The sequence below is a fragment of the Virgibacillus litoralis genome (genome assembly GCF_017873675.1).
Lineage (GTDB): Bacteria > Bacillota > Bacilli > Bacillales > Amphibacillaceae > Lentibacillus > Lentibacillus litoralis.
Genome location: NZ_JAGGKK010000015.1, coordinates 38,292 through 64,776, shown reverse-complemented (window position 1 = coordinate 64,776; position 26,485 = coordinate 38,292). Strand labels below are relative to the sequence as shown.

Annotated in this window: 27 protein-coding genes, 1 tRNA gene and 1 riboswitch; of the genes, 4 read left to right on the top strand and 24 right to left on the bottom strand. The window is 39.0% G+C overall.

The window, feature by feature from the left end; genetic code table 11:
• Positions 1 to 31: 31 nt before the first annotated feature.
• Positions 32 to 331 carry a DUF3006 family protein gene (locus J2Z82_RS13490; protein WP_209481295.1) on the bottom strand — a complete coding sequence of 100 codons (300 nt, stop codon included), beginning with the start codon at positions 329 to 331 and terminating at the stop codon, positions 32 to 34.
• Positions 332 to 627: 296 nt separating this feature from the next.
• On the opposite strand from J2Z82_RS13490, the gene J2Z82_RS13485 reads away from it, so the two are divergent.
• Positions 628 to 1,851: an MBL fold metallo-hydrolase gene (locus J2Z82_RS13485; RefSeq protein WP_209481294.1), complete on the top strand. Its 1,224-nt coding sequence runs from the start codon at positions 628 to 630 to the stop codon at positions 1,849 to 1,851.
• A 3-nt stretch (positions 1,852 to 1,854) separates the two neighbouring features.
• On the top strand, positions 1,855 to 2,118 hold the full coding sequence (locus J2Z82_RS13480) for a DUF3006 family protein (RefSeq protein WP_209481293.1): 264 nt from the start codon (positions 1,855 to 1,857) through the stop codon (positions 2,116 to 2,118).
• A gap of 98 nt (positions 2,119 to 2,216) precedes the next feature.
• On the opposite strand, the gene motB is transcribed toward J2Z82_RS13480, so the two are convergent.
• From motB to J2Z82_RS13375, 21 genes are all read right to left on the bottom strand, one after another.
• Positions 2,217 to 2,987, bottom strand: a complete 771-nt coding sequence (gene motB, locus J2Z82_RS13475) for a flagellar motor protein MotB (RefSeq protein WP_209481292.1) — start codon at positions 2,985 to 2,987, stop codon at positions 2,217 to 2,219.
• Positions 2,965 to 3,765 (bottom strand): flagellar motor stator protein MotA, encoded by an 801-nt coding sequence (gene motA, locus J2Z82_RS13470; protein ID WP_209481291.1) that lies wholly within the window; start codon positions 3,763 to 3,765, stop codon positions 2,965 to 2,967. The genes motB and motA overlap by 23 nt, the downstream gene beginning before the upstream one ends.
• Positions 3,766 to 3,884: 119 nt before the next feature.
• Positions 3,885 to 3,969: riboswitch (cyclic di-GMP riboswitch) on the bottom strand.
• Positions 3,970 to 4,476: 507 nt separating this feature from the next.
• A tRNA-Ala gene (locus J2Z82_RS13465) sits at positions 4,477 to 4,549 on the bottom strand.
• Positions 4,550 to 4,725: 176 nt separating this feature from the next.
• Positions 4,726 to 5,118 carry an aspartate 1-decarboxylase gene (gene panD / locus J2Z82_RS13460; RefSeq protein WP_209481290.1) on the bottom strand — a complete coding sequence of 131 codons (393 nt, stop codon included), beginning with the start codon at positions 5,116 to 5,118 and terminating at the stop codon, positions 4,726 to 4,728.
• Between the two features lie 148 nt (positions 5,119 to 5,266).
• Entirely contained in the window at positions 5,267 to 6,874 is a 1,608-nt protein-coding gene (locus J2Z82_RS13455; protein WP_209481289.1) for a long-chain fatty acid--CoA ligase, read from the bottom strand.
• 15 nt (positions 6,875 to 6,889) lie between these two features.
• On the bottom strand, positions 6,890 to 8,413 hold the full coding sequence (locus tag J2Z82_RS13450; protein ID WP_209481288.1) for a class I adenylate-forming enzyme family protein: 1,524 nt from the start codon (positions 8,411 to 8,413) through the stop codon (positions 6,890 to 6,892).
• A gap of 66 nt (positions 8,414 to 8,479) precedes the next feature.
• Positions 8,480 to 9,616 (bottom strand): CaiB/BaiF CoA transferase family protein, encoded by a 1,137-nt coding sequence (locus J2Z82_RS13445; RefSeq protein ID WP_209481287.1) that lies wholly within the window; start codon positions 9,614 to 9,616, stop codon positions 8,480 to 8,482.
• 48 nt (positions 9,617 to 9,664) lie between these two features.
• Positions 9,665 to 10,069: a MaoC/PaaZ C-terminal domain-containing protein gene (locus tag J2Z82_RS13440; protein WP_342453646.1), complete on the bottom strand. Its 405-nt coding sequence runs from the start codon at positions 10,067 to 10,069 to the stop codon at positions 9,665 to 9,667.
• A 51-nt stretch (positions 10,070 to 10,120) separates the two neighbouring features.
• A complete protein-coding gene (locus J2Z82_RS13435; RefSeq protein ID WP_209481286.1) occupies positions 10,121 to 11,266 on the bottom strand; it encodes an acyl-CoA dehydrogenase family protein in 1,146 nt (381 codons plus the stop codon).
• Positions 11,267 to 11,296: 30 nt separating this feature from the next.
• Entirely contained in the window at positions 11,297 to 12,067 is a 771-nt protein-coding gene (locus tag J2Z82_RS13430) for a 3-hydroxyacyl-CoA dehydrogenase (RefSeq protein ID WP_209481285.1), read from the bottom strand.
• A 14-nt stretch (positions 12,068 to 12,081) separates the two neighbouring features.
• Positions 12,082 to 12,675 carry a TetR/AcrR family transcriptional regulator gene (locus J2Z82_RS13425; RefSeq protein ID WP_209481284.1) on the bottom strand — a complete coding sequence of 198 codons (594 nt, stop codon included), beginning with the start codon at positions 12,673 to 12,675 and terminating at the stop codon, positions 12,082 to 12,084.
• 301 nt (positions 12,676 to 12,976) lie between these two features.
• Entirely contained in the window at positions 12,977 to 13,432 is a 456-nt protein-coding gene (locus tag J2Z82_RS13420) for an SRPBCC family protein (RefSeq protein WP_209481283.1), read from the bottom strand.
• A 102-nt stretch (positions 13,433 to 13,534) separates the two neighbouring features.
• Positions 13,535 to 14,983, bottom strand: a complete 1,449-nt coding sequence (locus J2Z82_RS13415; RefSeq protein ID WP_245251694.1) for an amidase — start codon at positions 14,981 to 14,983, stop codon at positions 13,535 to 13,537.
• Positions 14,984 to 15,030: 47 nt separating this feature from the next.
• Entirely contained in the window at positions 15,031 to 15,564 is a 534-nt protein-coding gene (locus J2Z82_RS19710; RefSeq protein ID WP_342453645.1) for a helix-turn-helix domain-containing protein, read from the bottom strand.
• 58 nt (positions 15,565 to 15,622) lie between these two features.
• Positions 15,623 to 16,975 carry a tripartite tricarboxylate transporter permease gene (locus J2Z82_RS13405; protein WP_209481282.1) on the bottom strand — a complete coding sequence of 451 codons (1,353 nt, stop codon included), beginning with the start codon at positions 16,973 to 16,975 and terminating at the stop codon, positions 15,623 to 15,625.
• Between the two features lie 3 nt (positions 16,976 to 16,978).
• Positions 16,979 to 17,248, bottom strand: a complete 270-nt coding sequence (locus J2Z82_RS13400) for a hypothetical protein (RefSeq protein WP_342453642.1) — start codon at positions 17,246 to 17,248, stop codon at positions 16,979 to 16,981.
• Complete coding sequence (locus J2Z82_RS13395) at positions 17,249 to 18,157, bottom strand: hydroxymethylglutaryl-CoA lyase (protein WP_209481281.1); 909 nt, start codon at positions 18,155 to 18,157, stop codon at positions 17,249 to 17,251.
• A gap of 120 nt (positions 18,158 to 18,277) precedes the next feature.
• Positions 18,278 to 19,537, bottom strand: coding sequence for a hydroxymethylglutaryl-CoA reductase, degradative (locus J2Z82_RS13390; protein WP_209481280.1), 1,260 nt, complete (start codon positions 19,535 to 19,537; stop codon positions 18,278 to 18,280).
• Positions 19,538 to 20,059: 522 nt separating this feature from the next.
• Positions 20,060 to 20,275 (bottom strand): hypothetical protein, encoded by a 216-nt coding sequence (locus J2Z82_RS13385; RefSeq protein WP_209481279.1) that lies wholly within the window; start codon positions 20,273 to 20,275, stop codon positions 20,060 to 20,062.
• 119 nt (positions 20,276 to 20,394) lie between these two features.
• The gene (locus J2Z82_RS13380) at positions 20,395 to 21,150 is read right to left on the bottom strand and encodes an RQC-minor-1 family DNA-binding protein (RefSeq protein ID WP_209481278.1); all 756 of its coding nucleotides are present in this window, start codon (positions 21,148 to 21,150) and stop codon (positions 20,395 to 20,397) included.
• 316 nt (positions 21,151 to 21,466) lie between these two features.
• Entirely contained in the window at positions 21,467 to 22,555 is a 1,089-nt protein-coding gene (locus J2Z82_RS13375) for an acyl-CoA dehydrogenase family protein (protein ID WP_209481277.1), read from the bottom strand.
• 162 nt (positions 22,556 to 22,717) lie between these two features.
• Between J2Z82_RS13375 and J2Z82_RS13370 the strand changes: the two genes are divergently transcribed.
• On the top strand, positions 22,718 to 23,236 hold the full coding sequence (locus J2Z82_RS13370) for a GNAT family N-acetyltransferase (protein ID WP_209481276.1): 519 nt from the start codon (positions 22,718 to 22,720) through the stop codon (positions 23,234 to 23,236).
• A 67-nt stretch (positions 23,237 to 23,303) separates the two neighbouring features.
• On the opposite strand, the gene manA is transcribed toward J2Z82_RS13370, so the two are convergent.
• The gene (manA, locus tag J2Z82_RS13365) at positions 23,304 to 24,263 is read right to left on the bottom strand and encodes a mannose-6-phosphate isomerase, class I (RefSeq protein WP_209481275.1); all 960 of its coding nucleotides are present in this window, start codon (positions 24,261 to 24,263) and stop codon (positions 23,304 to 23,306) included.
• Between the two features lie 19 nt (positions 24,264 to 24,282).
• Entirely contained in the window at positions 24,283 to 25,194 is a 912-nt protein-coding gene (locus tag J2Z82_RS13360) for an ROK family protein (protein WP_209481274.1), read from the bottom strand.
• Between the two features lie 112 nt (positions 25,195 to 25,306).
• Between J2Z82_RS13360 and J2Z82_RS13355 the strand changes: the two genes are divergently transcribed.
• Positions 25,307 to 26,485, top strand: coding sequence for a galactokinase (locus tag J2Z82_RS13355; protein WP_209481273.1), 1,179 nt, complete (start codon positions 25,307 to 25,309; stop codon positions 26,483 to 26,485).

Here is a 26,485-nt window from a genome sequence, read left to right as displayed (position 1 = left end):
TGTTTGAGATTCGATTGTGGTTTTAACAGGACTACTTAATTAATTTGGTTATTGTGACAAAACAAAATTCGTTAAAATTTGGGATGTGACAGACACCGCGCATTTTAATCCGGAGCCATATATTCGGTGTACTCCCTGGTGGTAATGTATACAATGGTACAACAAGCTCTTCCTGCAGTTCTTCCAGTAAAATAACGGCCTGATTACCATCTTCAATTCGATCCAATACTCCGGTTGTAAACAGTTCTGTATTAACGATAGAATCCAGGTCAGAGTTAAACAACGACAGCAAAAACAGCACCATCAGATAATGCTTCCAGACAATAATCATGAGTTGGCTCCTTGGTTTGCTTTTTTCTATTATGACAAGAAAGATCGTAATTTGCACATGACGAAAATTAGAAAACCGGAGCAGCTATCTTTAATAAAATTAAATTTTTGACTTAGAAAAATTTAATTTTTCACATACAAAACTCCGTTCAAAATTCAATTATGGTCATTTTGTATATAGATTTTCCCCAATAGCTCTGATACGCTTAAAAGTAAGCAATAGTTAGGGCGATTGGAGGAAAAAATTAAGGTGCCCAAAAAATATTTATTTATAGTGATTTTTGCTGTTCTGGTAGCATGTGGCAAAATCCCGATCAAGGTTCAACTAATCAACAAACGGTCACAAACCACTCGGAATCAGTTAAAGAATCATTACAGGATAAGGAGAAACCGAACGAAAAAGATTCAAACCAAAGTGAAACTAATACTACCAACTCAAAATCAGATGAAGAACCTGATAAAAAGAGCAATTCATTATCCGATTTGAAGGTTCACTACATCGATGTTGAACAAGCTGATGCTACCCTTTTTCAATATAAGAGTAATGGTGAGCAATACACTATTTTATTTGATACAGGAGATTGGCAAGGTAATGAAGTTGCTAACTACCTGTCTGCACAAGGTGTTTCTGCTATCGATGTACTCATTGTCAGTCATGCTGATGCTGATCACTCCGGGCAACTGGCAGAAGTCATGAACACATTTGATGTTGGCGAAGTTTGGATGTCTGGAAATGAAAGCTCATCACAAACATTTCAACAAGGCATGAAGGCTGTTCTGGCAAGTGATGCCGGATATGATGAACCAAGAACCGGAGACACGTTTGAAATTGGTACGATGGACATAACCGTCCTCCATCCAGGCAGCATTTCTGGCAACACAAACGAAGAATCCATTTCCGCAAAATTCACATATGGCGACGTGAGCTTTTTATTCACTGGCGATGCTGGTCGTGATAGCGAAATGGAAATGTTAAACAGCGGAAATAATGTAAATGCTGACATTGTGCAATTAGGCCATCATGGATCCAATACATCCAGTAATCCAGCCTTTATTGATGCGGTAAGTCCGGAAGTAGCCATTTACAGTGCAGGCGCAGACAACCAATATGGACACCCGCATGCCGAAGTTGTTTCACTTATCCAAAACGCTGGGATCAAATTATTTGGTACTGATGTTCATGGAACGATTGTTGTAACAACGGACGGAAACGACTATTCCATCCAGACAAAAGATGACGGCACGATCAGCCCAAGTAGCAGTAGTTCCTCAGATAACTCATCCAGTAATGATAAAAATGAGTCAACGGAAAATAAGGCATCAACTGGTGACTGTATCAACATCAACAAAGCATCGTCTGAAAAATTACAGGAAATTATCCATATCGGGCCGGCACGTTCAGAGGACTTAATTAAATTGAGACCATATCAATCTGTCAGTGATTTAACAGATGTTAGTGGAATCGGTCCATCACGGATCTCCGATATCAAAAGCCAAGGCTTAGCATGTACAGGAGGATAAGACATGAAAGGAATACTAGATCGAATTGAAGACAATAACAAAGCTGTCATCCTCATGGAGGAAACCAAGGAAGAAGTAGTAATTACGGTTGATGAATTACCTGAAGGCAGCAGTGAAAATACGTATTTCAACATGGAAAAAGTGGATGATGAGTACCAGATTGTTTCGATTGATGAAGCAATCACCCAAAAGGAATCTGAAAAATCATCAGATTTAATGGCCAAGTTACGTGCCAAAAGTAAAGGGAGTAAGTTTAAGAAGAAATAAATCTATAAAAGCCGAAATCCAATTAGGTGGGATTTCGGCTTATAGTTTATTTGACGACAAGATTTGACAAAAACCGGGAAGTGACAGGCACCACCACACTACAATTCTTCTTTAATATCATAATTAGGCAATATCAGTACTTCTACTCGTCTGTTTTTTGCCCGATTTTGGTCATTTGTGTTCGGTACCATTGGTTTATGTTCACCAAATCCTTTTGCACTGAATGTTTTGGGGTCAAGTTTTTCATTCTCTAAAATCAGACGCATAAAGTTAACTGCTCGCATGACACTTAGATCCCAATTCGATGAAAACTCACTAGTACGAATTGGTCTGTCATCCGTATGACCACTGACTATTATTTGATGTGGCGGATCCGTGTACAAAAAAGTCGATATAGCACTTGCAATTCCCCTGCCTTCTCCCCTCACCACAGCGCTTCCTGAATCAAAAGTTACATCATTGATGATAGTGATTAATAATCCTTCTCCAGTTAACTTTGTCCCTAACTTTTCGGCAAGATTGTTTTCAGTTATATATTCGTTAATTCGCTTCTGCAGCAATTCCAATCTATTTAACTCTTGTTCACTATTACTTAATTTTTCCTCATCCTCAGGTTTTTCAGTCTCCTCTTCGTCTTCTTCCACATCCTGAGGCATCTCTACTGAACTATTACTTTCTTCTAGTATCCCTTCCCCACCTGAAAACTCACTATTAAATACGCGCGAGAGCTCCTCATATTTTTTTGCATCTATCTCACTCATCGCAAACAAAACGATGAATAAGGCCAGAAGCAGTGTTAATAAATCCGCATAAGGAAGTAACCAGGATTCACTCATATGAATTTCATCACTCTTCTTCTTTCTGCGCATTTGATCCCTCCTGGACTAATTTTGACAATTCTTTTGGTGATAAATAAGAGCTTAGTTTATCTCGAATTAGCTGTGGAGATTCACCATTTGTGATGGATAATACACCTTCAATCATGATTTGTTTCATTAGTACCTCTTTTTTTGACTTCTCTTTAAGTTTGTTTGCAAAAGGATGCCACAAAACATAACCAGAAAATATACCAAACAAAGTTGCTATAAAAGCTGAAGAGATAGCATGTCCTAAAGCCTCCATGTCATTCATATCACCTAAAGCAGCAATTAAACCGACAACTGCCCCCAACACACCAAGAGTTGGAGCATATGTACCAGCCTGTGAAAAGACGGAAACTCCTTTCTGATGTCTCTCTTCCATCGCATCAATTTTTTCTAACATAAGCTCTCTAATAAACTCAGTTGATTGTCCATCAACAGCTAACTGGATCCCTGATGATAAAAAGCTATCATCCAGCTGATCTATTTTGGCCTCAAGTGTTAGTATTCCTTCCTTTCTAGTAAGTTCAGCCCATTCAGTAAACGTATCAACCGTCTGTTTTATATCATTCTGTTTATCATCCTTAAATAGTATGATAAAAAGTCTCGGTACCTTTTTAATCGTTTCCATTGGAAAAGCAATACACACAGAGGCAACTGTTCCAAAAAATATAATAATAAATGCAGCAGGATTAACTAACGCTGCGGGGCTAACACCTTTAAGTGTCATACCTGCCCCAATAGCTAAAAATCCGATAAAAATACCAATAATTGATGTCTTATCCATCGATATGTACCTCCTTGAAGAGAGGGAATAACTGAGACTTCCCTCATTTTCCTATAATAAAAATAGCCTACCAAAAATGATAGACTTAATTAGTTTAACTACTAATCTTTTCATCCTTTTTCGGTAACCCGGCGATCATAGTCATAAGACCTTAGACCCGTGGCTCTGCGTCCTTACCTTTCAATAAGTTTGCCGTTATCGCAGGTTATTCAACTTTTGTCTCATCAACCCTAATTTTTATTAGAAGTTTCATACTTACTATATCGTTTAAAATCCGGAAAGTTGAATAAGTAGAGGGAAGAAAAAATATTTTAAAAATGTGGATTTGCATGTGAAGGTTATTTGACTAAGGGCTGAGTCGGTGTTGCTAAGTGAATCCTCATTCCGCTATTTGCCTCAAATAACGACTTTTGGCATCGGTTTCGGATCCTCGTTCCGTTATTTGCCCTTTTCACCATCATTTCCACTTCTTTTTGGACTATTAACGGAACGAGGATTCATTTCAATCACTTTTGAGCAGCAATTCTATCTTTTAACGGAACGAGGATCCGCCATAATTACTTACCTGGAACTTATCGGATCCTAGTTCCGTTATCGCCAAGCTTTACTATAGATAAGCCTTAGTTGCACTTATGCTGTAAGAAAGTATTTATACTTTCTTACAGCATAATAAAAACACAATCCACCCTCAGAAATGGATTGTGTTTACGATGGAGCATATCGGGCTCGAACCGATGACCTCTTCGCTGCCAGCGAAGCGCTCTCCCAACTGAGCTAATGCCCCAGTTAGACAGCCTTTATTATAAGCATTTTTTTTATATATTTCAAGGGTGTAATGTAGAAACAGAGGATTCTATCAGCATAATAGTAAGATTCTTCTCAATTATACTGTATCTATACTCCATAATATAAAAAGCCCGGAAGATGGTCCAGGCTCTTTCTCATACTCATAACTCTACTTTATAATTCCACACCCTCAGGCCAGTGTAAATCATGTTCCTCAACACTGGTAATCTCGTTATTTCCATCAACAAACACTACTTTAGGCTTTAAATGTTCTATTTCCTCATCGGTCATGAATCCTTGGCTTAAAATAATAACCAGATCATCTGGAGAGAATAAGTTTGCAGGCGGACCGTTGAGGCATATGCGGTTCGAGCCCTCTGGAGCCGGAATGGCATAGGTCTTCCATCTTGCAGCATTTCGTATGTTTGCAATCTGTACCATTTCATAAGGCTTAATATTTGCTTCCTTCATCAACTTGCAATCAATCGTTATACTGCCAACATAATCAAGCTCAGCCTCCGTGACTGTAGCTCTATGTATCTTTCCTTTACACATTAAGCGTTGCATAAAAATGCCTCCTCTGTAATAAATGAACACCTCAAGTATAGTATGACTTATAACCTAAGATAATTACAAGTAGGCTTTATCAAGCATTGAAATATTTCTCATAAAAAAAGAAATGGAACGCTACTAGAACGCTCCACGCTTATAATACTCACACATTCAACTGTTCGTTCACCTGTTCACGTAAGGCTCTTTTCAGGAATTTGCCTACAGATGTTTTGGGGATTTCCTCAATGAACATAATATCATCCGGTAACCACCATTTTGCAAATTGGGGTTCCAAAAATTCAATTATATCCTGTTTTGATAGCTGTTCATTTTCTTTTAGCACGACACATGCTAATGGTCGTTCCTGCCATTTAGGATGAGGAATCGAAACAACTGCAGCTTCAAAAACGGATTCATGAGCCATTATCGCATTTTCTAAATCAACCGAAGAAATCCATTCACCGCCACTCTTAATCAGATCTTTGGTCCGATCAACTATTTTAATAGACCCTTCCTCATCAATCGTTACGACATCACCCGTATATAGCCAGCCGTCGCGATAAACATCCTGGCTTCGTATATCATTATAGTATTCATCTGCAATCCAGGACCCGCGGATAAGCAGTTCACCCATTTCCTTTCCATCTGATTTTATTTCACCATTTTCATTGATGGCCTTCACATCCAATCCCGGAACAACCATTCCCTGTTTTGATCGGATTTCCAGTCTGTCTTCTTCAGGAAGTTCTGTCTGATAGCTTTTAAGTCGAGCAAGGGTTACAAGCGGCGTGGTTTCTGTCATACCATATGCATGAATAAATGGAATGCCATGATCTGTTTCAAACGCTCGAATCATCCCTTTAGGTGCAGCGGCCCCACCGCATAGAACAGCTCGTACACTTTCTGTATTGTAGTTTCCTTTTTCCAATTCGTTCAGCAACCCTAGCCAAATCGTTGGAACCCCTGCCGTTAGTGTTACCTTATAAGATTCAATAAGTTCGGCAAGTATCTTCGGTGTCATCATCGGTCCTGGAAGAACTTGTGTTGAACCAAGCCATGTTCCAACAAAAGGCATTCCCCAGGCATTCGCATGGAACATTGGGACGACCGGCATCAGGACATCTGATTCAGAGATTGCTGCAGTATCGGCCATACTCAGGGCCATACTGTGCAGAACAATACCCCGGTGTGAATACACGACACCCTTTGGCTTTCCGGTTGTAGCTGACGTATAACACATCCCTGCAGGGTCTTCTTCCTCAATATCCGTTGAAAATTGGTATGCTTCATCACCTTCTGAAACCAGCGCTTCATATGAGTGAAGCGGTTCTATATTACTCTCTGGCGGTTTTTCTTCATCCGACATCACAATAAAGGCTTCAACAGTTGGCAATTTATCTTTTATTTTCTCAATTAACGGCAGTAAGTCTATATCAATTAAAAGTACTTTATCCTCTGCATGATTAATAATGTATACAAGGTGCTCCTCTGCCAGCCGGATATTAATAGTGTGTAAAACTGCACCCATGGATGGTATCGCAAAATATGCCTCCAAATGGCGATGGTGATTCCATGCAAAAGTTCCGACTTTATCCCCTTTTCGGACTCCCAATTTTTCTAAGGCACTTGAGAGAGCCCTTGTACGTTTGCCTGTTTCTTTATAATTGAGCCGGTGAATCCCACCTTGCGTACGTGAGATTATTTCCTTCTTCGGAAAATACTTTTCTGCACGCTCTATTAACGAAACGAGTGTTAAAGGCGTATTCATCATTCTAAATCTCCCCCTTTAGTATTTACTGGATCCTGCTTTTAACGATTCACGCAGTTTATATTTCATCACTTTTCCTGAGGCATTCCGCAGCAATTCTTTCTCTTCAAAAAAGTCAGTAGGCATTTTATAACCTGCAAGATGCTTCCTGCAAAAATCCTTTAATTCCACATAATCAATCGTTTCCCCCTGCTTCAGCACGACAATTGCAACAACCCGCTCGCCCCATGTATCATCAGGTAATCCGACAACAGCTGCTTCCAGTATTTTTGGGTGTTTGTACAGTACTTGTTCTACCTCAGTTGAATACACATTTTCGCCGCCGGAAATAATCATGTCTTTTTTCCGATCTACCAGCGTTACATAGCCTTCTTCATCAATCGTAGCCAAGTCTCCTGTATAAAGCCACCCGTCGCGCAGGGCTTTTTGTGTTTCTTCAGGTTTGTTGTAATAGCTTTTCATGACCATTTCACTACGGATAATAAATTCACCGACTTGCCCTGGATGAACATCTTCACCTGAGTCTGTTACGACTCTTGCTTCCGTGTTCAGCATCGCCCGACCGCCGGCACCAAGTTTCGTTTTATGATCTTCTGGCCAAAGCAGAACGCCACCTGGTCCGCCTTCTGTTAAACCACACATATTGAAAAATTGATCATGCCCGAACATTTCCATAGATTTTTCCAAAAGTGGGACAGGCATAGGTGCTGCACCATAACCACATCTTTTTACAGATGACAAATCATACTTTTCTTTATCCGGAACCTGTAGAAAAAAGTTATACATGGTAGGGATTCCGAAAAATAAACTAATCTGATGTTCGTCAATTGCTTTTAATGCTTGAACAGGATCAAAATTCTGATGGATTACCTGGGTGCTTCCAAGGTACGTAGCAGTAATCATAAATAGATTTAACTGAGCAGAGTGGAAAAGTGGTGCAACATGGAAAAGATTATCTTCTGGGCCAATTTTCATCATAATCGATGTGGAGAAAGCGACATGGAGGATTCGATGATGATCAAATAAAGCCCCTTTTGGATTTCCGGTTGTACCTGATGTGTACAGGATTTCCGCATCATCCCATTCATCCACAGTTATTCCCGGTTCAGATTCGTCAATTGTCGTTACCTCTTCCAATCTGGTTTGACCGTTTGATGTAGGGCCTGCAGAGACCTGTAATGCTACCTTTTCAGTTGAAGCTTCATGAACTAATTCAGCATATTCACCATCGAAAAAGACGATAGAAGCATCCGAATCATTTAAAATGTAGTCTACTTCTTTGGCTGTCAAACGGAAATTAACAGGAACAGCGACTGCACCAGCCTTCATAATTGCATAGAACGTTACCATGTACGTGTCAGAGTTTTTCATCATCAGGGCTATCTTATCGCCTTTTTTAACACCTCTGGAAATTAACCCATTTGCCAGTTTGTTTACTTCACGATTAAATTCAACGTATGAATAAGACTTTTCTCCATAATGTATCGCCGTTTTATGTGGTGTTCTTCTAGCATTTCTAACTAATGTAGTACCTATATCCATTCAAAAACCTCCTGAATTTAGTATTTAACAATAAGCCGACCACTTCAGCTGATGCTATCTTTCATCTTATCGCAGCACCCCCATTTCCTTCATAACTTCATCCGTATGTTCCCCGATTTTTGGTGCAGAGCAACGAATAACACCAGGTGTTTCAGATAATTTAATCGGAACACCAATCTGCCTCATCTGACCAAATGCGGAATCATTTATCTGTTGAATCATTCCACGTGAAATAATTTGCGGATGTTTAATCATTTCCTGAAAAGTTAGAACTGGTGATACACATGCGTCAATATCTGAAAATACTTCCATCCATTCTGATAGTGTTTTTGTTAAAATAATGCGTTGTATCTCTTGTTTTAACTGAAGCTGCTTATCTAAGGAGTCATCTTGCAGGGGAATAAATTCGCTCTTGCCAATTGCTTTGCAAAACGCAGTCCAAAATTTCGGTTCCAGTGCTCCTACTGAAATATTACGTCCATCGATTGTTTCATAAACTGCATAGCAAGCTTTCCCGCCATCCAGCATCTGCTCCCCTCTATTTGGTTTGTTGTTTGTCGCCAAATAATCAGGCAGTAACGTCTGCATCCAGGAAATCACATTATCCAGCATGGAAATATCAATAAATTGGCCCTTACCTGTTTTTTCTTTATTCAAAAGAGCCATTAAAATACCTGTAACAGCTGGGTAAGCGCCACCGCCAATATCGGCAATTGTTGTTGCAGGAATAATTGGATTTCCATCTTTTTCGCCCATCAAATCCAGTAAACCGGCATAGCTGAGATAATTCAGGTCGTGACCAGGACGGTTTGCGTATGGACCTGTCTGGCCATATCCTGTAATAGCACAATATACAAGTCCGGGATTGACTGCTTTTAATTGTTCATAGCCCAAACCAAGTCGTTCCATCACCCCCGGGCGAAATGATTCAACAACAACATCTGCATTTTTTACCATTTGCAGAAATACATGTTTATCTTCTGGTAATTTTAAATTTAGACAGACACTCTTCTTATTCCGATTCAGTGAATGGAACATCGCACTGTTACCAGCAATCTTTGGATGAAATGCCCTTGCATAATCACCACTATCCGGATCTTCTACTTTTATAACTTCCGCACCAAAATCTGCTAATAACATCGTGCAGTACGGACCAGGCAGTAACCGGGTTAAATCAAGTACGCGTGTAGACTTCAATGGCAATATGAACCCCTCCTCTCTTCAAATACAATGAAAACCCTTACATTTATCCTAAACTAACATAAATACATTTGTTTGAGCAGAAAATACTTCCTCTTCTTTTTGGTTATGAATTACGACTTCAATCGTTAATATCCCTCTTTTTTCATCAGAAAGCATTCGTTTATTCGCAACCTTAAATTGGCCCTTGAGTTGATCATTTGGGATCACCGGTGCCTTAAACTGCATATCCGCACCAGCACCGCCTATACAATCACGCCCAAGAATGTCCATTTTTATCCATTCAGCCCAGACTACTGCTAGCGTTTGAAAACCTGAGGCAATCAGTGACCCATAAGGACTTCTTTTAGCCGCTACTTCATCTATATGAAAATATTGCGGATCATATTTCTGTCCAAATTCCAGAATGCTTTCTTTCGTAACGGTTACAGGATTGGTTGAATATACATCACCAATCGATATTTCCCTAAATTTAAAAATGCTTCACCTCTTTAATCAGAAGGGTTTCTATAAATCCATCTTTTTCGCAATAATCATTTTCATAATCTCATTGGTTCCGGCATAAATAGACGACACCGCAACATCCCGATATCTTCTGGCAATCTCATACTCTTCCATATATCCGTAGCCACCATGTAGTTGAAGGCATTCTGCTGCAACTTTTTTTGACAAATCCGTTGTCCACCATTTTGCCATCGATACTTCTGTTACAATATCCTTTCCTCCCACATGGTCATCTATCAATCTATCTACAAACGTTTTGCCTATTTCAATCTCTGTTTGTATTTCAGCAAGTTTAAATTGCGTGTTTTGAAACTGGCTGATACTTTTCCCGAATGCTTTCCGCTGTTTTACATAGCTAATTGTTTGATTGAGCATCGTTTCTGCAGAAGCCATACTCTGAATGGAAACCATTAATCGTTCCTGTTGAAGCTTCTCCATTAAATAATAGAATCCTTTTCCTTCCTCCCCAAGCAGATTATCACCTGGAACACGAACATCCTCAAAAATTAACTCACTTGTATCATTTGCATGCTGTCCAATTTTTTGAAGTTTCTTCCCCTTCGAAAATCCTGGTGTGCCATTCTCTACTACAAACAGACTTATCCCCTTATGCGGCGGATTTGCTTTTGGATCTGTTTTACAAACCACCACTGCTATATCAGCAGAATGTCCATTTGAGATAAACGTTTTTTCACCATTGATAATGTAGTCCTCACCATCTTTTATGGCTGTCGTCTGAATTGCCGCAAGATCTGACCCTGCTCCTGGTTCTGTCATGGCTATAGCAGAAACTAAATCCCCACTAATTGCACCAGGCAGCCAGCGCTGTTTCTGCTTTTCTGTACCAAATGCTTCGATATAAGGAATCACGATATCATTGTGAAGTCCAAAGCCAACCATACCGACACTAACCCGATCAAACTCTTCAGAAATAACAACCGCATAACCAAAGTCTGCATTTAATCCCCCATACGCCTCATCAACCTGGGGACAAAGATATCCCTGTTCTCCAGCTTTTTTCCAGAACGACCTAGGCACTTGTTTCTCTTTTTCCCATTGTTCAATAAACGGTACTGCTTCCTTCTCCAGAAATTTTCGTAAGGAGCTGCGAAAAATTTCATGTTCTTCTTTTAAATAACTTCTGCTCATGAATTGCACCTCTTTTTTTATATGAAATAATTACCGTGGCTGCATCCTGATAGCACCATCCAAGCGAATCGTCTCACCATTTAACATCGGGTTTGTAATAATACTCTGAACCAATTGCGCATACTCATCAGGCCGGCCCAATCTCGATGGAAACGGTGTCATTTTTTCCAAAGCTTCACGCGCCTTATCCGGAAGTCCGGCAAATAATGGCGTTTCAAATAATCCGGGGGCAACTGACATTACCCTGATTCCAAGCTTGGAAAGATCCCTTGCAATTGGCAGCGTCATCCCCACGATTCCGCCTTTTGATGCACTATATGCCGCCTGTCCCATTTGACCTTCATATGCAGCAACAGAAGCCGTATTAATAATTACGCCTCTTTCTCCGGTATGACCAGGTTCATTGGCTGCCATCTTTTCTGAGGCTAACCGGATCATATTAAATGTGCCGATTAAATTGATGCCAATCACTTTTGAAAAAGAATCTAGATCATGGGCTTCGTTATTCTTGTTTAACGTTCTTTTGGCTTCACCAATCCCAGCGCAATTAACGAGAATATTGACCTGTCCAAATGTTTCGATAGCGTTGTTTAAAGCAGACACCACACTAGATTCATCCGTTACATCTGTTTTAGCGAACACCGCCATTTCTCCTAATTCCGCTGCAAGGTCATTGCCTTTTTTTGTCTGTAAATCCAGGATTACAGCTTTACCGCCTTGTGAAACTATATTCCGGACGGTGGCTTCTCCTAAACCTGAGGCTCCACCGGTAACTACTGCAACACTATTTTTAACTTCCATTATTAGTACCTCCTCTAAAAATCTTTTATTAAAATTTGCATCACATAATCTGCAATCAATTCAGCCATTTCTGTCTCATCTTTTTTCCCGTCGTCGGAATACCACTGTGTGACCCAGTTTATTGCGCCTAAAATAATGTTCCTGACTATTTTTACATCCATTGATCTAAAAACATCAGCTTCAATTCCTTCTTCTATCAACTGATCAAAGCCTTTTCCGTATTCATCTCTTAATTGAAAAATCTGCTCCAACTGTGAAGGTGAAAAAATTTGCTCCGGATTAAACATCATCACAAATCCGGACCTTTCCCTGATTGCATACTCAATATGGGCAATTATGGCCTTCCTTAGTTTTTTGATAACGCTTACATTTTGACTGTTAATAGATTCCATATTTTGGATACTTCGATTTAATATCATGATCTGACTTTCAAATAGCAGATTCTGTTTATCATTAAAATAATAATAAACAGATCCTTTAGTCATTAATAGCTTAGCTGCAATCTCCTCCATAGTTGTCCCATGGTAACCCTTCTCGGATAAAATGCTCACAGCAGATTGCAAAATCTCTTCTTTTTTCTTCGCTGTTTTCTTCTCACGTAAAGACAAAAGACAGTCACTTCCTCTATGTAAATGTTACTTGTTAATTATATTCTATTGATTCATTTTTTAAATGTCAAGTCACTTTTCAGATAATTTAGAATGGTCAGTGGAGTGCCTGTCACTTCCCGTTTTTTGTCATAATATGTCGAATGCAATATCTGTTTCCGTCCCCTCTAACAACAACACTTCCTCTACTAAATTCACCATTTTCATACCTTTCCAGGACTTTTATAATTCCATAACAAAACACCGCTCTCCGTTTAGAGAACAGTGTCCAAAATCAAGCAATATAGTAATCGAAATACTATTACAAAGACCTGGAAGTGACAGGAACCAATTCATTCGCGACTGCTGTGGTGAGCTCTTTTGTGGTTTTTGGTACGAATGACTTTAGCACTGAGTTAATCATCGGTCCGGTAAATCCTTTTGCAGTTATATCTAGGGATCCGGTCATTCTTGTCACATATTCGTTTATCTCCTCAGCTTCAAAAAAACCATTTCCATCAAAATTCTCATTCACTCCAGTTAACTGGAAAGAAACCATAGTTGGCTCTTTCCATTCCGTAATGTCCACCTGTAAACAAACTGTTTTTTGTATAATACCGACGTCACCTTTAAATGTCCAAGTCGATTGCTTAGTGTTAAGAATTTCATGCGTTACATAGCCAGGAACTAACGGGGCCCACTTATTCATATCACTAACAAAATCCCAGATGTATTCAATCGGAATATCAAGATCCACCTGGTGCTTCCCACATGGCATTATACTACCTCCCTGTTTGTTAAACTTACGCTAAATGCACATTTATTATTATATGTCAGATTTGTATATCTAGAAGCAGATTCGAAAACTATTATTATGAGACTAATCCAATCTACTACAACGGTTATATCCACCAAACTTCCGCTCCACTATCTTTCCTAACTTGAATATTGCATCCTCATTACCATTCATACTTACAACCTGTATACCGATCGGCATGTTATTCTCATCAGTGCCAGCTGGAATGGTTAATGACGGCAGTCCCCAAACATTAGCGTATGCAATATAAGGCATATATTGCAGAAAAGTTTTGCGTATGGAGAAAATCTCCTGAAACAACTTTCCATGTTCAGGTGCAGCAGTATGATAAACCGGTAAAATTAATAATCGATTGTTCAAATATGCAGCTATCTCCCTATCCCCCTGCTCAATAATACCTTCTATTTGCTTTATTCTGCCTGATGATGGTTTGAATAGTTTGGCACCAATTAATGCCCATGACAAATACGGGTGAATTTTAGTCTTCCTGGTTATTTTTTCTTTAGCATATGCGGCCAATACATTTGAACGGTCCGTATTGAAGGCTAGTTTTTCCATACTTTTTCCACCATCAAGTGACATAATTTCCTGCCATAGCTGCGCACTATTTTCAAAGTAAGGCGGTGTGGACCTATTTACAGAAACTGATTTTTGTAGGTAGCTTTCAATTCCACCCACCACATCCTTTGTATTTTGTGATAAAGGAATATTTAAACCATCCGATAAAATACCAATTTCGAAATCATCAAGTGACTGCTCGGTAGCGGAGTTATTTGCAATAATATCGTATATTAATTCCATATCACGCACTGATTTTCCCATCGGCCCCATTCCTGACATCCTTTTTTGCAAAGGAATAGTGTCAGCGGGAAAATGGCCGATAGATGATACTTGAAATTTCCCAGGTTTAAAGCCAACCACTCCCTTAAAGTGACTTGGGAAGCGAATGGAGCCACCAATATCGGAACCAACTCCAGCTGCTGCACCACCTGCGCCAAGCAAAGCACCTTCCCCGCCACTTGAGCCACCTGCTGTTCTTGTAACATCCCATGGGTTGTTCGTTCTGCCATACAATTTATTATCCGTTTCCTGACAAAAACATAATGCAGGTGTATTTGTTTTACCTAGAATAATCGCACCAGCCTCTTTTAGCTTTGCGACAACATCTGCATCTTCTCTCGCTATCAAGTGCTTTCTATTTAGCAGCCCACCTGTTGTTTTCATGTTCTCAACATTAAATGCTTCCTTCACACTAATCGGAACTCCAAATAGTGGTCCTTTAGTGACGTTTGCATTCTGGTTATCTTTTTCTTGAGCCTCCCTTAAGGCTTCTGTGTAGTGTTCCTCCACAACAGCATTAATAGCAGGATTCACTTTCTTTAGATGTTCGATATAGATGTTTACCGCTTCATTACTGGTTATTTCTCCATCTTTAATGGCCCTGGCAATAGAGGAAGCGTCCATGTTTAGAATGGATTGTGCAGATAATACTGAGCTTTGATCTGTTCCCATTTCATCCCACCTTCTAAATATTATTTAGAAAACCTGGCTTATCGATTTTATAATTGATTATCTATAAAAACCGACAGCACTTTGGCCCCTTCGTTATCTACCGGGATAAATAAGTGCGGTTTATCCCCATTAAAATATGCACTATCCTCTACTTCCATATAGTGTTTATTACCATCATAATAAAGGTAAATGGAACCCTTTAAAATATAAATAAATTCATCTTGTGAGTGAGTGTACGATTCCTGACGTAAATTTGAATCCTTTGGTGTAACGTTAACAATTGTTGGTTCAATACCAGAATATGAGGATCTGTTTGCAAGTAATTCATATGAGTAGCCCATATTCTCGTCTGTCACATTAGACTCCCTATTTGTCTTTGGAAGCAACACGAGATTCTGTTCTGCCTGATCGTCTAACACCCATGATAGGGGTACCTCCAATGCTTCGCTAATTTTCGATAACGTAGCAATCGCAGAAGAGGTTTGTCCATTTTCAATTTTTGACAATAAGCTTTTTGAAATACCGCATTCATCAGCTATTTGTTGTTGCGTTTTCTTTTTCCGCAAACGAATTTGATTTATTTTTTGGCCTAAACTATCAAGATTTATGAGAAACCTCTCCTTTTGTTCTGTAATCGATTTAACTCAATACACCTAAAAGCCATGGGGCAGCATATAGAATCATAAACAGCACACCATAGTTCACACCATTCCTATGAAGCAAGCCTGAAACAAGTGCTATTAGCATTGTGCCAAAGATATTGATCCAGCCAGCATCCATAAACGCTAACATAACGACTAGACCTGCAAAAAGTCCGATTAGTGCTTCATGTGGAATATACTTGAATACAAAAGCACAAATCTGGCTCGCATATTTAATAGTTACATAAAAAGTAATAAGTATAGCAATTATAGCGCCTATTATTGTTGCTGTCATAATTTCACCCATGGAAAGCAAATGATGAATATTGTGTTCAGGTGTAAAAACTGGAGGAGCATTGAATAATCCAGCTGCAGGGCCGATAGCCATTGGGGACAAAGGTAGCCCAATAGCAATCAATGGGACTAATGTTCCTGAAATATAAGCGGCATTTGTTAAACCATCCATTGTAGATATTGCTCTTGAAGCCCGCTGAACAGGATCTTTAATATGTCTGGTTAAAAACTCCCCTAAAAATACTGTCATACCAACCGGTGAAAGAAAAAAAGTAATTGCCCCTATAAAACTACCGAATGCAGAAGATGCTGTTTCCTTTTTGGTTAGGATTTTAAAGGGGTTAGGAAATCCTTTCTCTTTCCTGGCACTTTTAAGACTGATTTCTTTATTCCCTAGTCCAGGCAAATTTTTACGATAATCATTATTTAATAGCTCAAATAATTTAAATACAATTGGACCAATCGTAATTCCTAAAAAGAAAGAAACAAAGACAGTAACATCTGAGGGTACAATTTCAAGCCCCCAGTATAAGTGACGCAGCCCCTGTATGAGCAGGGCAAAAGGAATTATAATTGCTAAAGATAAAATTTTATTTTTGGTCATTAATGCGAGAAATATTGCACCTAAAAAGAAGATTAAACCTGCATACTCACTGATTTTATCAGCGTAGGGCAAAATTAAATTTGCAATTAAGAAACTTGCAGGTATGGAAACCAGTGTTCCTATCACAGACCCTGAAGACATTTTTTTAATACTTTGATCTGGCAGCCCATGCGTTTTCAATACCATCGCATGCTCGACCATTGGTGCTGACATAACACCACCAGGTATACCTGCTACTGCAACAGGAATTGAATCTGTTAATTTTTTTGCCACTATGGCGGCAATGAAAAATGATAGAATTACATAAGGTGAAACCCCTACAAGCACAAGTGCAATCGTCACAGGTGCTAAAACAGCTGTCTCGTCGGTTCCAGGTGCGATTCCAATGAGCGTATATAAAGCAGCACCCCCTATACTAGCAAGTATCATTTGTAAAATAATCATCATATCCAACGTTTAATCATCCTCTCTCATTTTGGAAATAGTCCGTTTTGGTTTAATAATAATACTGCTTACTATAAAGCCGATAACACCGCCGACAAGACCAGTAATCAAAGGTTGAGGTGCCTCGCCTGGAGCAATTATATATCCACCAAGAGCAAAAGCAATACAAAGTGCCATAGAGATACCAAGATCTTTAATCTTCACATTATCTCCCCACACATCTACATAATTCTTCTCTTCTTCGTTCATAATTTCACCGCCTTGTTTATGAATTTGTTTCAATTAACTTCCCTTTCCACTTACAGCATAAGCAAGCGACTTACTCGGCAGTTCTTTTTGCAGTTTGTTCTGGATAAATAGTGCTGCCTCCTGTATCTTGTTTTCTTGAATTCCTGTATCAATCCCTAAACCATGTAACAGATACAGCACATCATTGGTTGCTACATTACCAGCTGCCCCTGGTGCATATGGGCACCCACCTAATCCTCCAACAGAGCAGTCAAATCGGGAAACACCATACTGAAGCGATGTCATAATGTTGGCAATGGCCATCCCCCTTGTATTATGAAAATGCATGATAATCTTATCTTCCGGAAAATGGGAAAGAACGGCTTCGAGCAGCTGTTCTACTTGAGATGGAACTGCTGAACCAATCGTGTCACCCAAAGAAATTTCGTCTGCTCCATTTTCAAATAATCTTTCGCAAACACGGACAACCTGTTCAGGTGTGACTTTTCCCTCAAAAGGACAATCAAATACAGTTGAAACATAGCCTGTAACACGCTTGTTTGCCTGTTTTGCCTCATGAAGCACTTCTCCCAGCACCGGATATGTATCAGCAATCGATTTGTTAATATTCTTTCGGTTATGTGTTTCACTTGCCGACATAAATATCGATGCACCATCAATTCCAGTCTCAAGGGCATGCTGCAGTCCCTTTACATTTGGAACGAGTGCCGAATAAAAGACATTCGGATTACGTTTAATTTTCCTTCCGACTTCACGAGCATCTGACAAGGCCGGAATCCACTTTGGGTGAACAAATGATGAATACTCGATCTCTTTTACCCCCGAATCGGAGAGCTTATTGATCCAAGCCACCTTATCTGCAGTCGGAACCCAAGTCTTTTCGTTCTGCAAACCATCACGAGGTCCGACTTCTTTCAATTGAACATATTTTGGCCATTGCATGTTTACCCCTCCTTGTTCTCTTTAGAAAACTTGGCTTATCGTAAAGCTTTAATATAGATAAGCCTTAGTTGCTCTTATGCAGTAAGAAAGGATTTATACTTTCTTAACTGCTGAAAAAAACTACTTCTGAAGTGCCTGCACAATTTGTTTAATATCATCAAAGCTGAATTTTTCCTGCTCTGCTGCAAGTCTAACAACTTGATCTATTTGATCACCTCCCGCCCCGGCCATCGATGCCATGTTTCTGGCATGCAGCTTCATATGCCCCTTTTGAATACCTTCGCTTGCCAAGGCTTTTAATCCAGCAAAATTCTGTGCCAATCCTGTTGCTGCAATAGTTCCTGCAAGTTGTTCAGCTGTTTTTACCTGCAAAATTTTTGTTGCAAGCTTAGCTACAGGATGCGATTGCGTTGCGCCACCTATTAATCCGGCAGCTAATGGCAGCTCAATCGTTCCGATAATCGAGTTATCTTCACCAATCTCCCATTGTGTTAACGAACGATATCTTCCTGTAATCGAAGCGTATGCATGAGCACCCGCCTCAACAGCCCTTGTATCATTTCCTGTGGCAAGAACAACAGCAGAAATACCATTCATGATGCCTTTATTATGTGTCGCAGCACGATATGGATCAGCAACGGCTAACTGATGTGCCTTCATAAATTTACTTATTGCCTCTTGATCTCCCCCAAATGGATCTTCAAATACAGCTCGTGCCCGCACAATCCGCTGATCAGCAAGGTTGGACAAAATGCGTAAGACCACCTGACCACCAGTAATATTCTCAATTAACGGTGAAGCAGCTTCAGCCATTGTATTAACAGCATTAGCACCCATGGCATCTTTTGTATCAACCAGTAAATGGACAACAACCATTTTTTCGTCTTCACCTTGAATTATGTGTACATCCAAATCTTTCGCTCCACCGCCAAAAGCCACAAGCGTTTGATCCTGTTCATTACATAGTTGTAAAATGGCATCCTTATTTTCATAGATTCGTGCTAATGCACCATAAGGATCTTTCAAGTTCGTTATTTGTACCTGTCCCCGCATAATGGATCCAGAATAGGAAGTCGTAAAGCCTCCAGTGTTGTACGCTAACTTTGCAGCATGACTAGCGGCCGCCACCACAGAAGGCTCTTCGGTGGCCATTGGCACAAAAACGTCCTCCCCATCCACTTTAAAATTAGCAGCAACTCCTAATGGAATAGGTAAATAGCCAATCACATTTTCTATCATTCGATCTGCATGTTCAGTCGTAAAACCCTGTTCCCCTTTTATAATCTTTTTTTCATCATCTGAAAGTTCAAGATGTGCTGTTACTTTATCCAGTCTTTGTTCCGGCGACAACTTATAAAATCCCGAAATATATGATGACATTATGAAGCCTCCTAAGATTTTGTTAAGGAAAAAGAATGCGCTTACAAAATTATATTTATCATTGTTTCCTTATATTCACCTTTGTTGAATACAGTGTATAATGAATTTTCTAAATATGTCAACATTTATTTAGATGAATCAATTTCATAATTCAAAAATAAGGCAGTAAATCCAAGCGATTTGAATTAACGCAATATAACATTAGTTCGTAAAATTGGTCAGACAAATATTATTATATGTATAGATGAACCCCATACCTGTTTAATTTACACTCACTATTTTACCTGTCTCTTTAAATTCCTTTACATAAATAATGGCACTGGGACAAAAGTGTTTTAATTAAAATAATCCAAACTAAGATTCCAAATTCTTGAAAAAGAATTCGAATTAGCTCGGATTTATTTTGCAGTAAGAAAGTATAACTACTTTCTTACTGCATATGTGCAGCTATGACGTTCACCAAAATTATCTCTGAAGTGGAAATTAAAATACTTTTGTCCAGCCTCTTAATAGCAGTATCTCTTACTGCTGGTTACCATTGGATTGCTCGTTCTTCCGTTTAACATCTTCTGCATTAGTATTACTATAAATATTGGTACCACGGCCACCTGATGTCTTTGCAATCCATTCTTTTGCTTCATTATATGATAAGCCTGAACGCCGACTCTGCTCTTTAACCGCATCAATATCTGTTCCCGCAACCGTATATTTGCCATTACGTTGATTACTTTCCTTCATGAAAAAACCTCCATTCCGTTTCCTGTTATTTTACGCAATAGCTGGTTTCTTAATTTGGGAAAATATTCAATGGTTGTATAACACAAAATGGTTTTGATACATTTCAGAAGATTTCCGGTTTACATATAATCTAAATATTTTTTCCCGCGACACGATTCACACCTCTTAGGATGAACAAAACCTTTTTGTTTATAAAATTGCTGCTCACCTATTGTAAACGTAAAACGATCACCGCATTCCCAGCATTTTAAAAGAAGATCTTGCGGGGCCAATCCCTTCAACGCTTCTTTAATTGACTCCTCTCGTTCACTTACGGATTGTTGATCAATGGGCTCATTCGATTCCAAAGACTTAATTGTTGATTGGATCTCAGCTTTCACCTTTTTGTAATCAACTTTTGCCCATTCTTTTAAATAAGGAATGTACTTTCTGTTTCCTGTTTCCTTAACCCTATCAAGGAGTAAAAATATCATTTTACGGTTTCGATCTTTTAAATAACTCATATCAGGACTTTCTGTTTCATCTGCCAGCCACTGGTTCCATTCCTCTAAAATTTCATCTACAAACTGATCACGCTCGATTTCCCAGCCTCGTTCCGTAAAAATAATCATCGGTAACTTCCCGCTGTATTGAATGTCCAGAAAGTCATAATCTATCATCCAATCAATTTTAAGTTTGATTTCATCCAATTTATCAGAATGAAACCACCCATAAGTCGGACAACTATCCAACCGTAATTGCAGTATTTTTTTCTCGCGTGAACCCTTTAAAATTTTAGCAAGAAGCGTTCGTCCGCCTTGTGCAATGATTTCATCCGCTGCTCGCAAAATCGCTCTAATTTCTGATTCTGACAACTGTTTTATAGTTGATGTCATTAGAAAGGCAACTCCTCATCCGAAAATTCATATTCTTCTTGGGGTGATTTATCTTTTTTATCAGTCGTAAGTATTCTGCCAAATTTTTTCTCATATAACTCACGAACCATACCTTTACAGGCGCTTTCCATTTTTGATTAGGCGAAGGGATATTTTTCAGCAAGCTATTCGGCTTCATTCCAAGCTCCTTGGCCATTTTAATGTCAGTTTGGTTCAGTCGACAGCGTTTCTTGGCTTCTGCCCAAGTCACATTCTTCTTGCTTTTACTCAACAATTTCACTCCCTATCTTTTAATTTATAAATATCTATACCCGGATCACACTTTCTTGAAGCTAGCTTCATTTTCCTTATAAGGAATCAAAAAAGCATGCTGTGCAGCAGTTTGCAAATCTCGCCAAATCCGGTTCAACTCTGAATGCTCCATAACACATTCCATTCCCATATAACGAAAAAGATTTTGTGCACAAGTTATAACAGTAGTTGCTCCTTGTTTGCAAGCAAGCGAAAATTCTTCCCAAGTTTCATCATCAACATCTTGACCATTTTTATGGGCATGCCATGTTTTTTCAACCAATTCGTAAAAATACGTCTCGGCTGCTTCCCACCTTTGTTGTTCTATTTTTAATTTATCTGTAACAAAGCGATAGCGATCAAATTCACCTTGCTGCCAATTATCTTTATTTTTAATGGCAATCTGCTCCGCTTCTTCTAGATAATGTCTGCCTATGCCAAATACAATGGATGCAAATGATGCCTCTGAAAACGGTACAAACGGAAACTGATGCACAGATCCTGCAAAGTCGTTTTGTATCTCAAATATGGAAAATGTCCGTTTAGCAGGAACGAACTGGTCAACAACTTGTATCGTATGACTGCTTGTCCCTTTAAGTCCGAAAGCATCCCAATCTTCTTTTACATGAACTTGGTCTGTATTTAATATAAACGAAACGACTTTCGTGGCTTCACCATCTTCAACAACACAGTTAGCCGTAAATAACGTAGCAAATTCTGAACCACTGCTATACTTCCATTCTCCGTTCACGATATAACCTTCATCTGCCTTTTCAGCCTTTCCAGCCGGGAATCCGCTCCCTGCAATGACCGCGTTGTTGGGAGTGAAATAGTTTTTTGCCTGGTTCACCTCAAAATTCGGGGAAAACATTCCTCCTCCAGAGCCAATGGTAACAAGCCAGCCAAAATTCCCTTCTGCATAGGAAGCATCTTGAAATATACGAAGCGCATTTGGCAACTCCAGCAACCGCCCTCCCAGTGATTCAGAAACTAATAATTTAAATAATCTTTTCTCATAGATAAAATCTAACAATGTATCTGGTATCGCTTTTGTTCTTTCCACATGTACTGTCTGTTCCCGGATAAATTGAACTTGATTATTTGTAAAATTCATTGACTGCTACCCCTTCTCTATTAAATGTTAACTTTATTTTACATTAAATGACTTAAAGAGTAATGCTATTCTAAAAATATATGCTTATCCCCCATGACTGGCACCTAAACTTCTGATAGTATTAATTGATAATGGGAGTAAACGATTGGAGGAATACACAGCATGTCAAAGGATGTAAAACTACGTACATTGGAAAAAGATGATTTAGAATTTTTACACAAGCTGAACAATGATCCAGAAGTGATGGATTATTGGTTTGAAGAACCCTATATGTCTATGGAGAAGCTAAAGGATGAATTTGAAAAAAGCCAGGATAGTACACGTGAGAGACAGTTTATATTAACTTATAAAGGGGAAAAACTGGGGTTTGTAGGCTTGTATGGTATTGATCAGAGACACCGGTATGCGGAATTTGCGATTATGATTGATACCGCACATCAGGGTAATGGTTATGCAAGTACAGCAACTCAATTGGCGATGGACTATGCTTTTTCCAGGCTTAACCTGCACAAGCTTTATTTAGTTGTGGACAAGGTAAACGAAAAGGCAATTCATATTTATGAAAAAGTAGGTTTTCAGGCTGAAGGGGAATTGCATGAACACTATTTCGTGAATGGTGAATATCATGATGCCGTGTTGATGAGTATCTTTGAAAAAGACTATTGGAAACTGCCGAAATAACAATAATTTGTAAATAACCATAATAGAGGAAGTGCCATAACACTTCCTCCATTTATGTACCTAACGCTTAATCCATTCCAGGCACCGAAGCAATAATTTCCATATCACCTTCGACTATATATTCCTCTACAGTACTTGGTAAAATAAAATGATCTCCTAATTGAACTGGAAATGCGTGTCCGTCAACCATAACATTACCTTTTCCACTAATTACACTTACTAATAGGAAAGACTCCAATTTTCGTGAAACTTCACCATCGAGTTTCCAGTGATAGACACTGAAATACTTTTCGTCAACTAACTGTGTACTAACCAAATCGTCAATCACTTTTTTAATCTGTCGTGAGTCAACCTCTTCATGTGGAAAATTGGTTACCTCAATAGCAGCGTCAACATGTAATTCACGTGTATTTCCTTCCGTATCAATACGGTCATAATCATAGACCCTATAAGTAATATCTGAACTTTGCTGGATCTCCAAAACGACTATTCCCTTTCCAATTGCATGAATTGTACCGCTTGGGACGTATATAAAATCACCTTTTTGAACCTTTACACGCCTAAGTAACGCCTGCCAATTCCCAAAATCAACCATTCTCCTGAACTCTGCAGGTGATCGTGCATGGTGACCAAAAATAATTTCAGCATCTTCTGCGCAGTCCAGAACATACCAGCATTCAGTTTTTCCATAACCTTCACCCTCAACTTCTCTAGCATATGTATCATCAGGATGAACCTGGACAGACAAATCCTTATTTGCATCTAAAATTTTAACTAGAAGCGGAAAATCTCCTTCATTTGATGTCTCCCCAAATATTTCTGGATGTTCCTTCCACGCTTCAACTAATTCCTTTCCTTGTAACGGACCATTTACTATTTCAGATGGGCCATTCGGATGGGCTGATATAACCCATGCCTCACCTGTGTTGTTACTTGGAATGTCGTATCCAAAAAGTGTTTGTAATTTATTACCACCCCATATCCTCTCCTGAAATACCGGGTTCAGAAAAATTGGTTCGTTATACATTTTAATTCCTCCATACTTATTATCGATTAAAACATAAAGCTGCCGCTCCAATTACCCCGGCACTTTGTTCTAACTTAGCTGGAACTATTTCTGTTTGTCTCCCGGTTTCGTTTAATGCGAATTCACCCACATATGCTTGAATCGATTGAAATAGCGGATCACCTACTTTTGACACTCCTCCACCAATCACTATCTTTTCGGTATCAAAAGTATTAATAACTGAGACACATGCAATACCAAGTACGCGGAAAACCTTTCCGATTAAATGCACAATTTCCTCATTCCCACCAAAGTAAAGATTGAATACTTCTTTTGTTGAAATTTCTTTGCCCATTATTAGTGAACCCTGTCTGGCAATTGCAGTTCCTGAGGCAATCCACTCCAAACATCCGTCTTGCCCGCACGTACACTTCCCAAACGATGGGTCAATCACTGTATGTCCAATGTCACCGGCGTTCCCCTTCAACCCTCTCAACAGCTTTCCTTCCGCCATAATGCCAGCACCAATGCCTGTACTCACCGTTATATAGGCAAAGTTATTATTCTCTTGCGCTGCTCCTGTCAGTTTCTCAGCCATTGCTGCGGCGTTTGCATCGTTCTCCAAGGAAACAGGAATCGAGAAATGTTGCTCAACTAATTGCGATATTGGCACATCAATCCATCCACGTAAATTAGGTGGCGACGTAATAATGCCATGTTTACTATCTAATGGTCCAGGAGCACCGATACCTATTCCTATTAGCTGTTCTATTGGGATTCCTGTTCTTTTAATAACTTGTTCTATTTCATTATTAATTTTCTCCACCATTTTAATTGCACGAATCGATAGATCGGTAGAAATAATTGATTCTGTTAAAACATTACCAGCTTCATCAACTATTGCTGTTGCGACTTTTGTTCCACCGATATCAACGCCTATAGCATACTGCATTATGTACACACCCTTTTATTTTTATCTTATCATAATTGCCATTCCAAATTTGAATAACTTCCCAATTAATAATAAACTTAAGTAAATACTTGCCCAATTTAAGGAGGCATAAATGAATACGACCGAATTAACTAACTCATTTAAAAAAATATTTGAAACAACCAGCGCTCCAAGAATATTTTTCGCACCAGGTCGAATCAACCTCATCGGTGAACATACAGATTATAATGGCGGAAATGTTTTCCCTGCAGCCATTTCATTTGGTACATATGCTTTAGCAGCCAAACGAAACGATCAGAAATTCTGTTTTTACTCTTTGAATTTTCCTGAAACTGGTATCATAGAATGTAATTTATCTGATCTTTCCTATAAAGTGGATGATGAATGGGCGAACTTTCCTAAAGGAATGATAGGTTATTTAAAAAATGCTGGTGTCGATATCGAAACAGGCATTGATATTTTATTTTATGGAAACATTCCAAACGGCGCTGGATTATCTTCATCAGCATCAATTGAAATGGCAACAGGTGTTTTAGTAGAAAATCTGTATCAGCATCCGATTAATCGAATTGAACTTATCAAAATCGGGCAAAAATTGGAGAATGAATACATTGGAGTTAATAGCGGTATCATGGATCAATTCGCGATAGGAAAAGGTCGAAAAGATGCTGCCATTCTCTTAAACTGCCAAACGTTAAACTATGAATATGTTCCAGTAAACCTGCAAGACTATTGTATTTTAATAATCAATTCAAATAAACGAAGAACACTTGCTGGTTCCAAATATAACGACCGCAGAAGCGAATGTGAATCAGCTTTATCTGATTTACAAAAAGAACTTACTATTAAAAGTTTAGGTGACTTAACACCAGAAGAGTTTGAGTCTCATAAACAGCTGATTAACTCTCCTATACACCGAAAACGTGCGAAACACGCAGTTTACGAGAATGCACGTACGTTAGAGGCACAAAAAAAATTAAATCGGCATGATTTAGTTGCTTTTGGTAAGCTTATGAACGATTCGCATACATCGTTAAAAGATGATTATGAAGTGACTGGCCGTGAACTTGATACCATTGTTGAAGCAGCCTGGGAACATAAGGATGTTATCGGTGCCAGAATGACAGGGGCAGGATTCGGCGGATGTGCAATAGCACTTGTTAAACGAGACCAAGTTGATAACGTTACACATCACATGAACACTATCTATCGAACAAAAATCGGCTATGATGCTACCTTTTACACGGCCATGATATGTGAAGGTGCTAGAGAAATTACGGAGGGAATATAA

What these genes read in the sequence shown, in the direction of transcription:
- J2Z82_RS13490 (WP_209481295.1), bottom strand. Translation starts at nt 331, where the DNA reads ATGATTATTGTCTGGAAGCATTATCTGATGGTGCTGTTTTTGCTGTCG.
- J2Z82_RS13485 (WP_209481294.1), top strand. Translation starts at nt 628, where the DNA reads ATGTGGCAAAATCCCGATCAAGGTTCAACTAATCAACAAACGGTCACA.
- J2Z82_RS13480 (WP_209481293.1), top strand. Translation starts at nt 1,855, where the DNA reads ATGAAAGGAATACTAGATCGAATTGAAGACAATAACAAAGCTGTCATC.
- motB (WP_209481292.1), bottom strand. Translation starts at nt 2,987, where the DNA reads ATGCGCAGAAAGAAGAAGAGTGATGAAATTCATATGAGTGAATCCTGG.
- motA (WP_209481291.1), bottom strand. Translation starts at nt 3,765, where the DNA reads ATGGATAAGACATCAATTATTGGTATTTTTATCGGATTTTTAGCTATT.
- panD (WP_209481290.1), bottom strand. Translation starts at nt 5,118, where the DNA reads ATGCAACGCTTAATGTGTAAAGGAAAGATACATAGAGCTACAGTCACG.
- J2Z82_RS13455 (WP_209481289.1), bottom strand. Translation starts at nt 6,874, where the DNA reads ATGATGAATACGCCTTTAACACTCGTTTCGTTAATAGAGCGTGCAGAA.
- J2Z82_RS13450 (WP_209481288.1), bottom strand. Translation starts at nt 8,413, where the DNA reads ATGGATATAGGTACTACATTAGTTAGAAATGCTAGAAGAACACCACAT.
- J2Z82_RS13435 (WP_209481286.1), bottom strand. Translation starts at nt 11,266, where the DNA reads ATGAGCAGAAGTTATTTAAAAGAAGAACATGAAATTTTTCGCAGCTCC.
- J2Z82_RS13430 (WP_209481285.1), bottom strand. Translation starts at nt 12,067, where the DNA reads ATGGAAGTTAAAAATAGTGTTGCAGTAGTTACCGGTGGAGCCTCAGGT.
- J2Z82_RS13420 (WP_209481283.1), bottom strand. Translation starts at nt 13,432, where the DNA reads ATGCCATGTGGGAAGCACCAGGTGGATCTTGATATTCCGATTGAATAC.
- J2Z82_RS13415 (WP_245251694.1), bottom strand. Translation starts at nt 14,983, where the DNA reads ATGGGAACAGATCAAAGCTCAGTATTATCTGCACAATCCATTCTAAAC.
- J2Z82_RS13395 (WP_209481281.1), bottom strand. Translation starts at nt 18,157, where the DNA reads ATGCAATGGCCAAAATATGTTCAATTGAAAGAAGTCGGACCTCGTGAT.
- J2Z82_RS13390 (WP_209481280.1), bottom strand. Translation starts at nt 19,537, where the DNA reads ATGTCATCATATATTTCGGGATTTTATAAGTTGTCGCCGGAACAAAGA.
- J2Z82_RS13385 (WP_209481279.1), bottom strand. Translation starts at nt 20,275, where the DNA reads ATGAAGGAAAGTAATCAACGTAATGGCAAATATACGGTTGCGGGAACA.
- J2Z82_RS13380 (WP_209481278.1), bottom strand. Translation starts at nt 21,150, where the DNA reads ATGACATCAACTATAAAACAGTTGTCAGAATCAGAAATTAGAGCGATT.
- J2Z82_RS13375 (WP_209481277.1), bottom strand. Translation starts at nt 22,555, where the DNA reads ATGAATTTTACAAATAATCAAGTTCAATTTATCCGGGAACAGACAGTA.
- J2Z82_RS13370 (WP_209481276.1), top strand. Translation starts at nt 22,718, where the DNA reads ATGTCAAAGGATGTAAAACTACGTACATTGGAAAAAGATGATTTAGAA.
- manA (WP_209481275.1), bottom strand. Translation starts at nt 24,263, where the DNA reads ATGTATAACGAACCAATTTTTCTGAACCCGGTATTTCAGGAGAGGATA.
- J2Z82_RS13360 (WP_209481274.1), bottom strand. Translation starts at nt 25,194, where the DNA reads ATGCAGTATGCTATAGGCGTTGATATCGGTGGAACAAAAGTCGCAACA.
- J2Z82_RS13355 (WP_209481273.1), top strand. Translation starts at nt 25,307, where the DNA reads ATGAATACGACCGAATTAACTAACTCATTTAAAAAAATATTTGAAACA.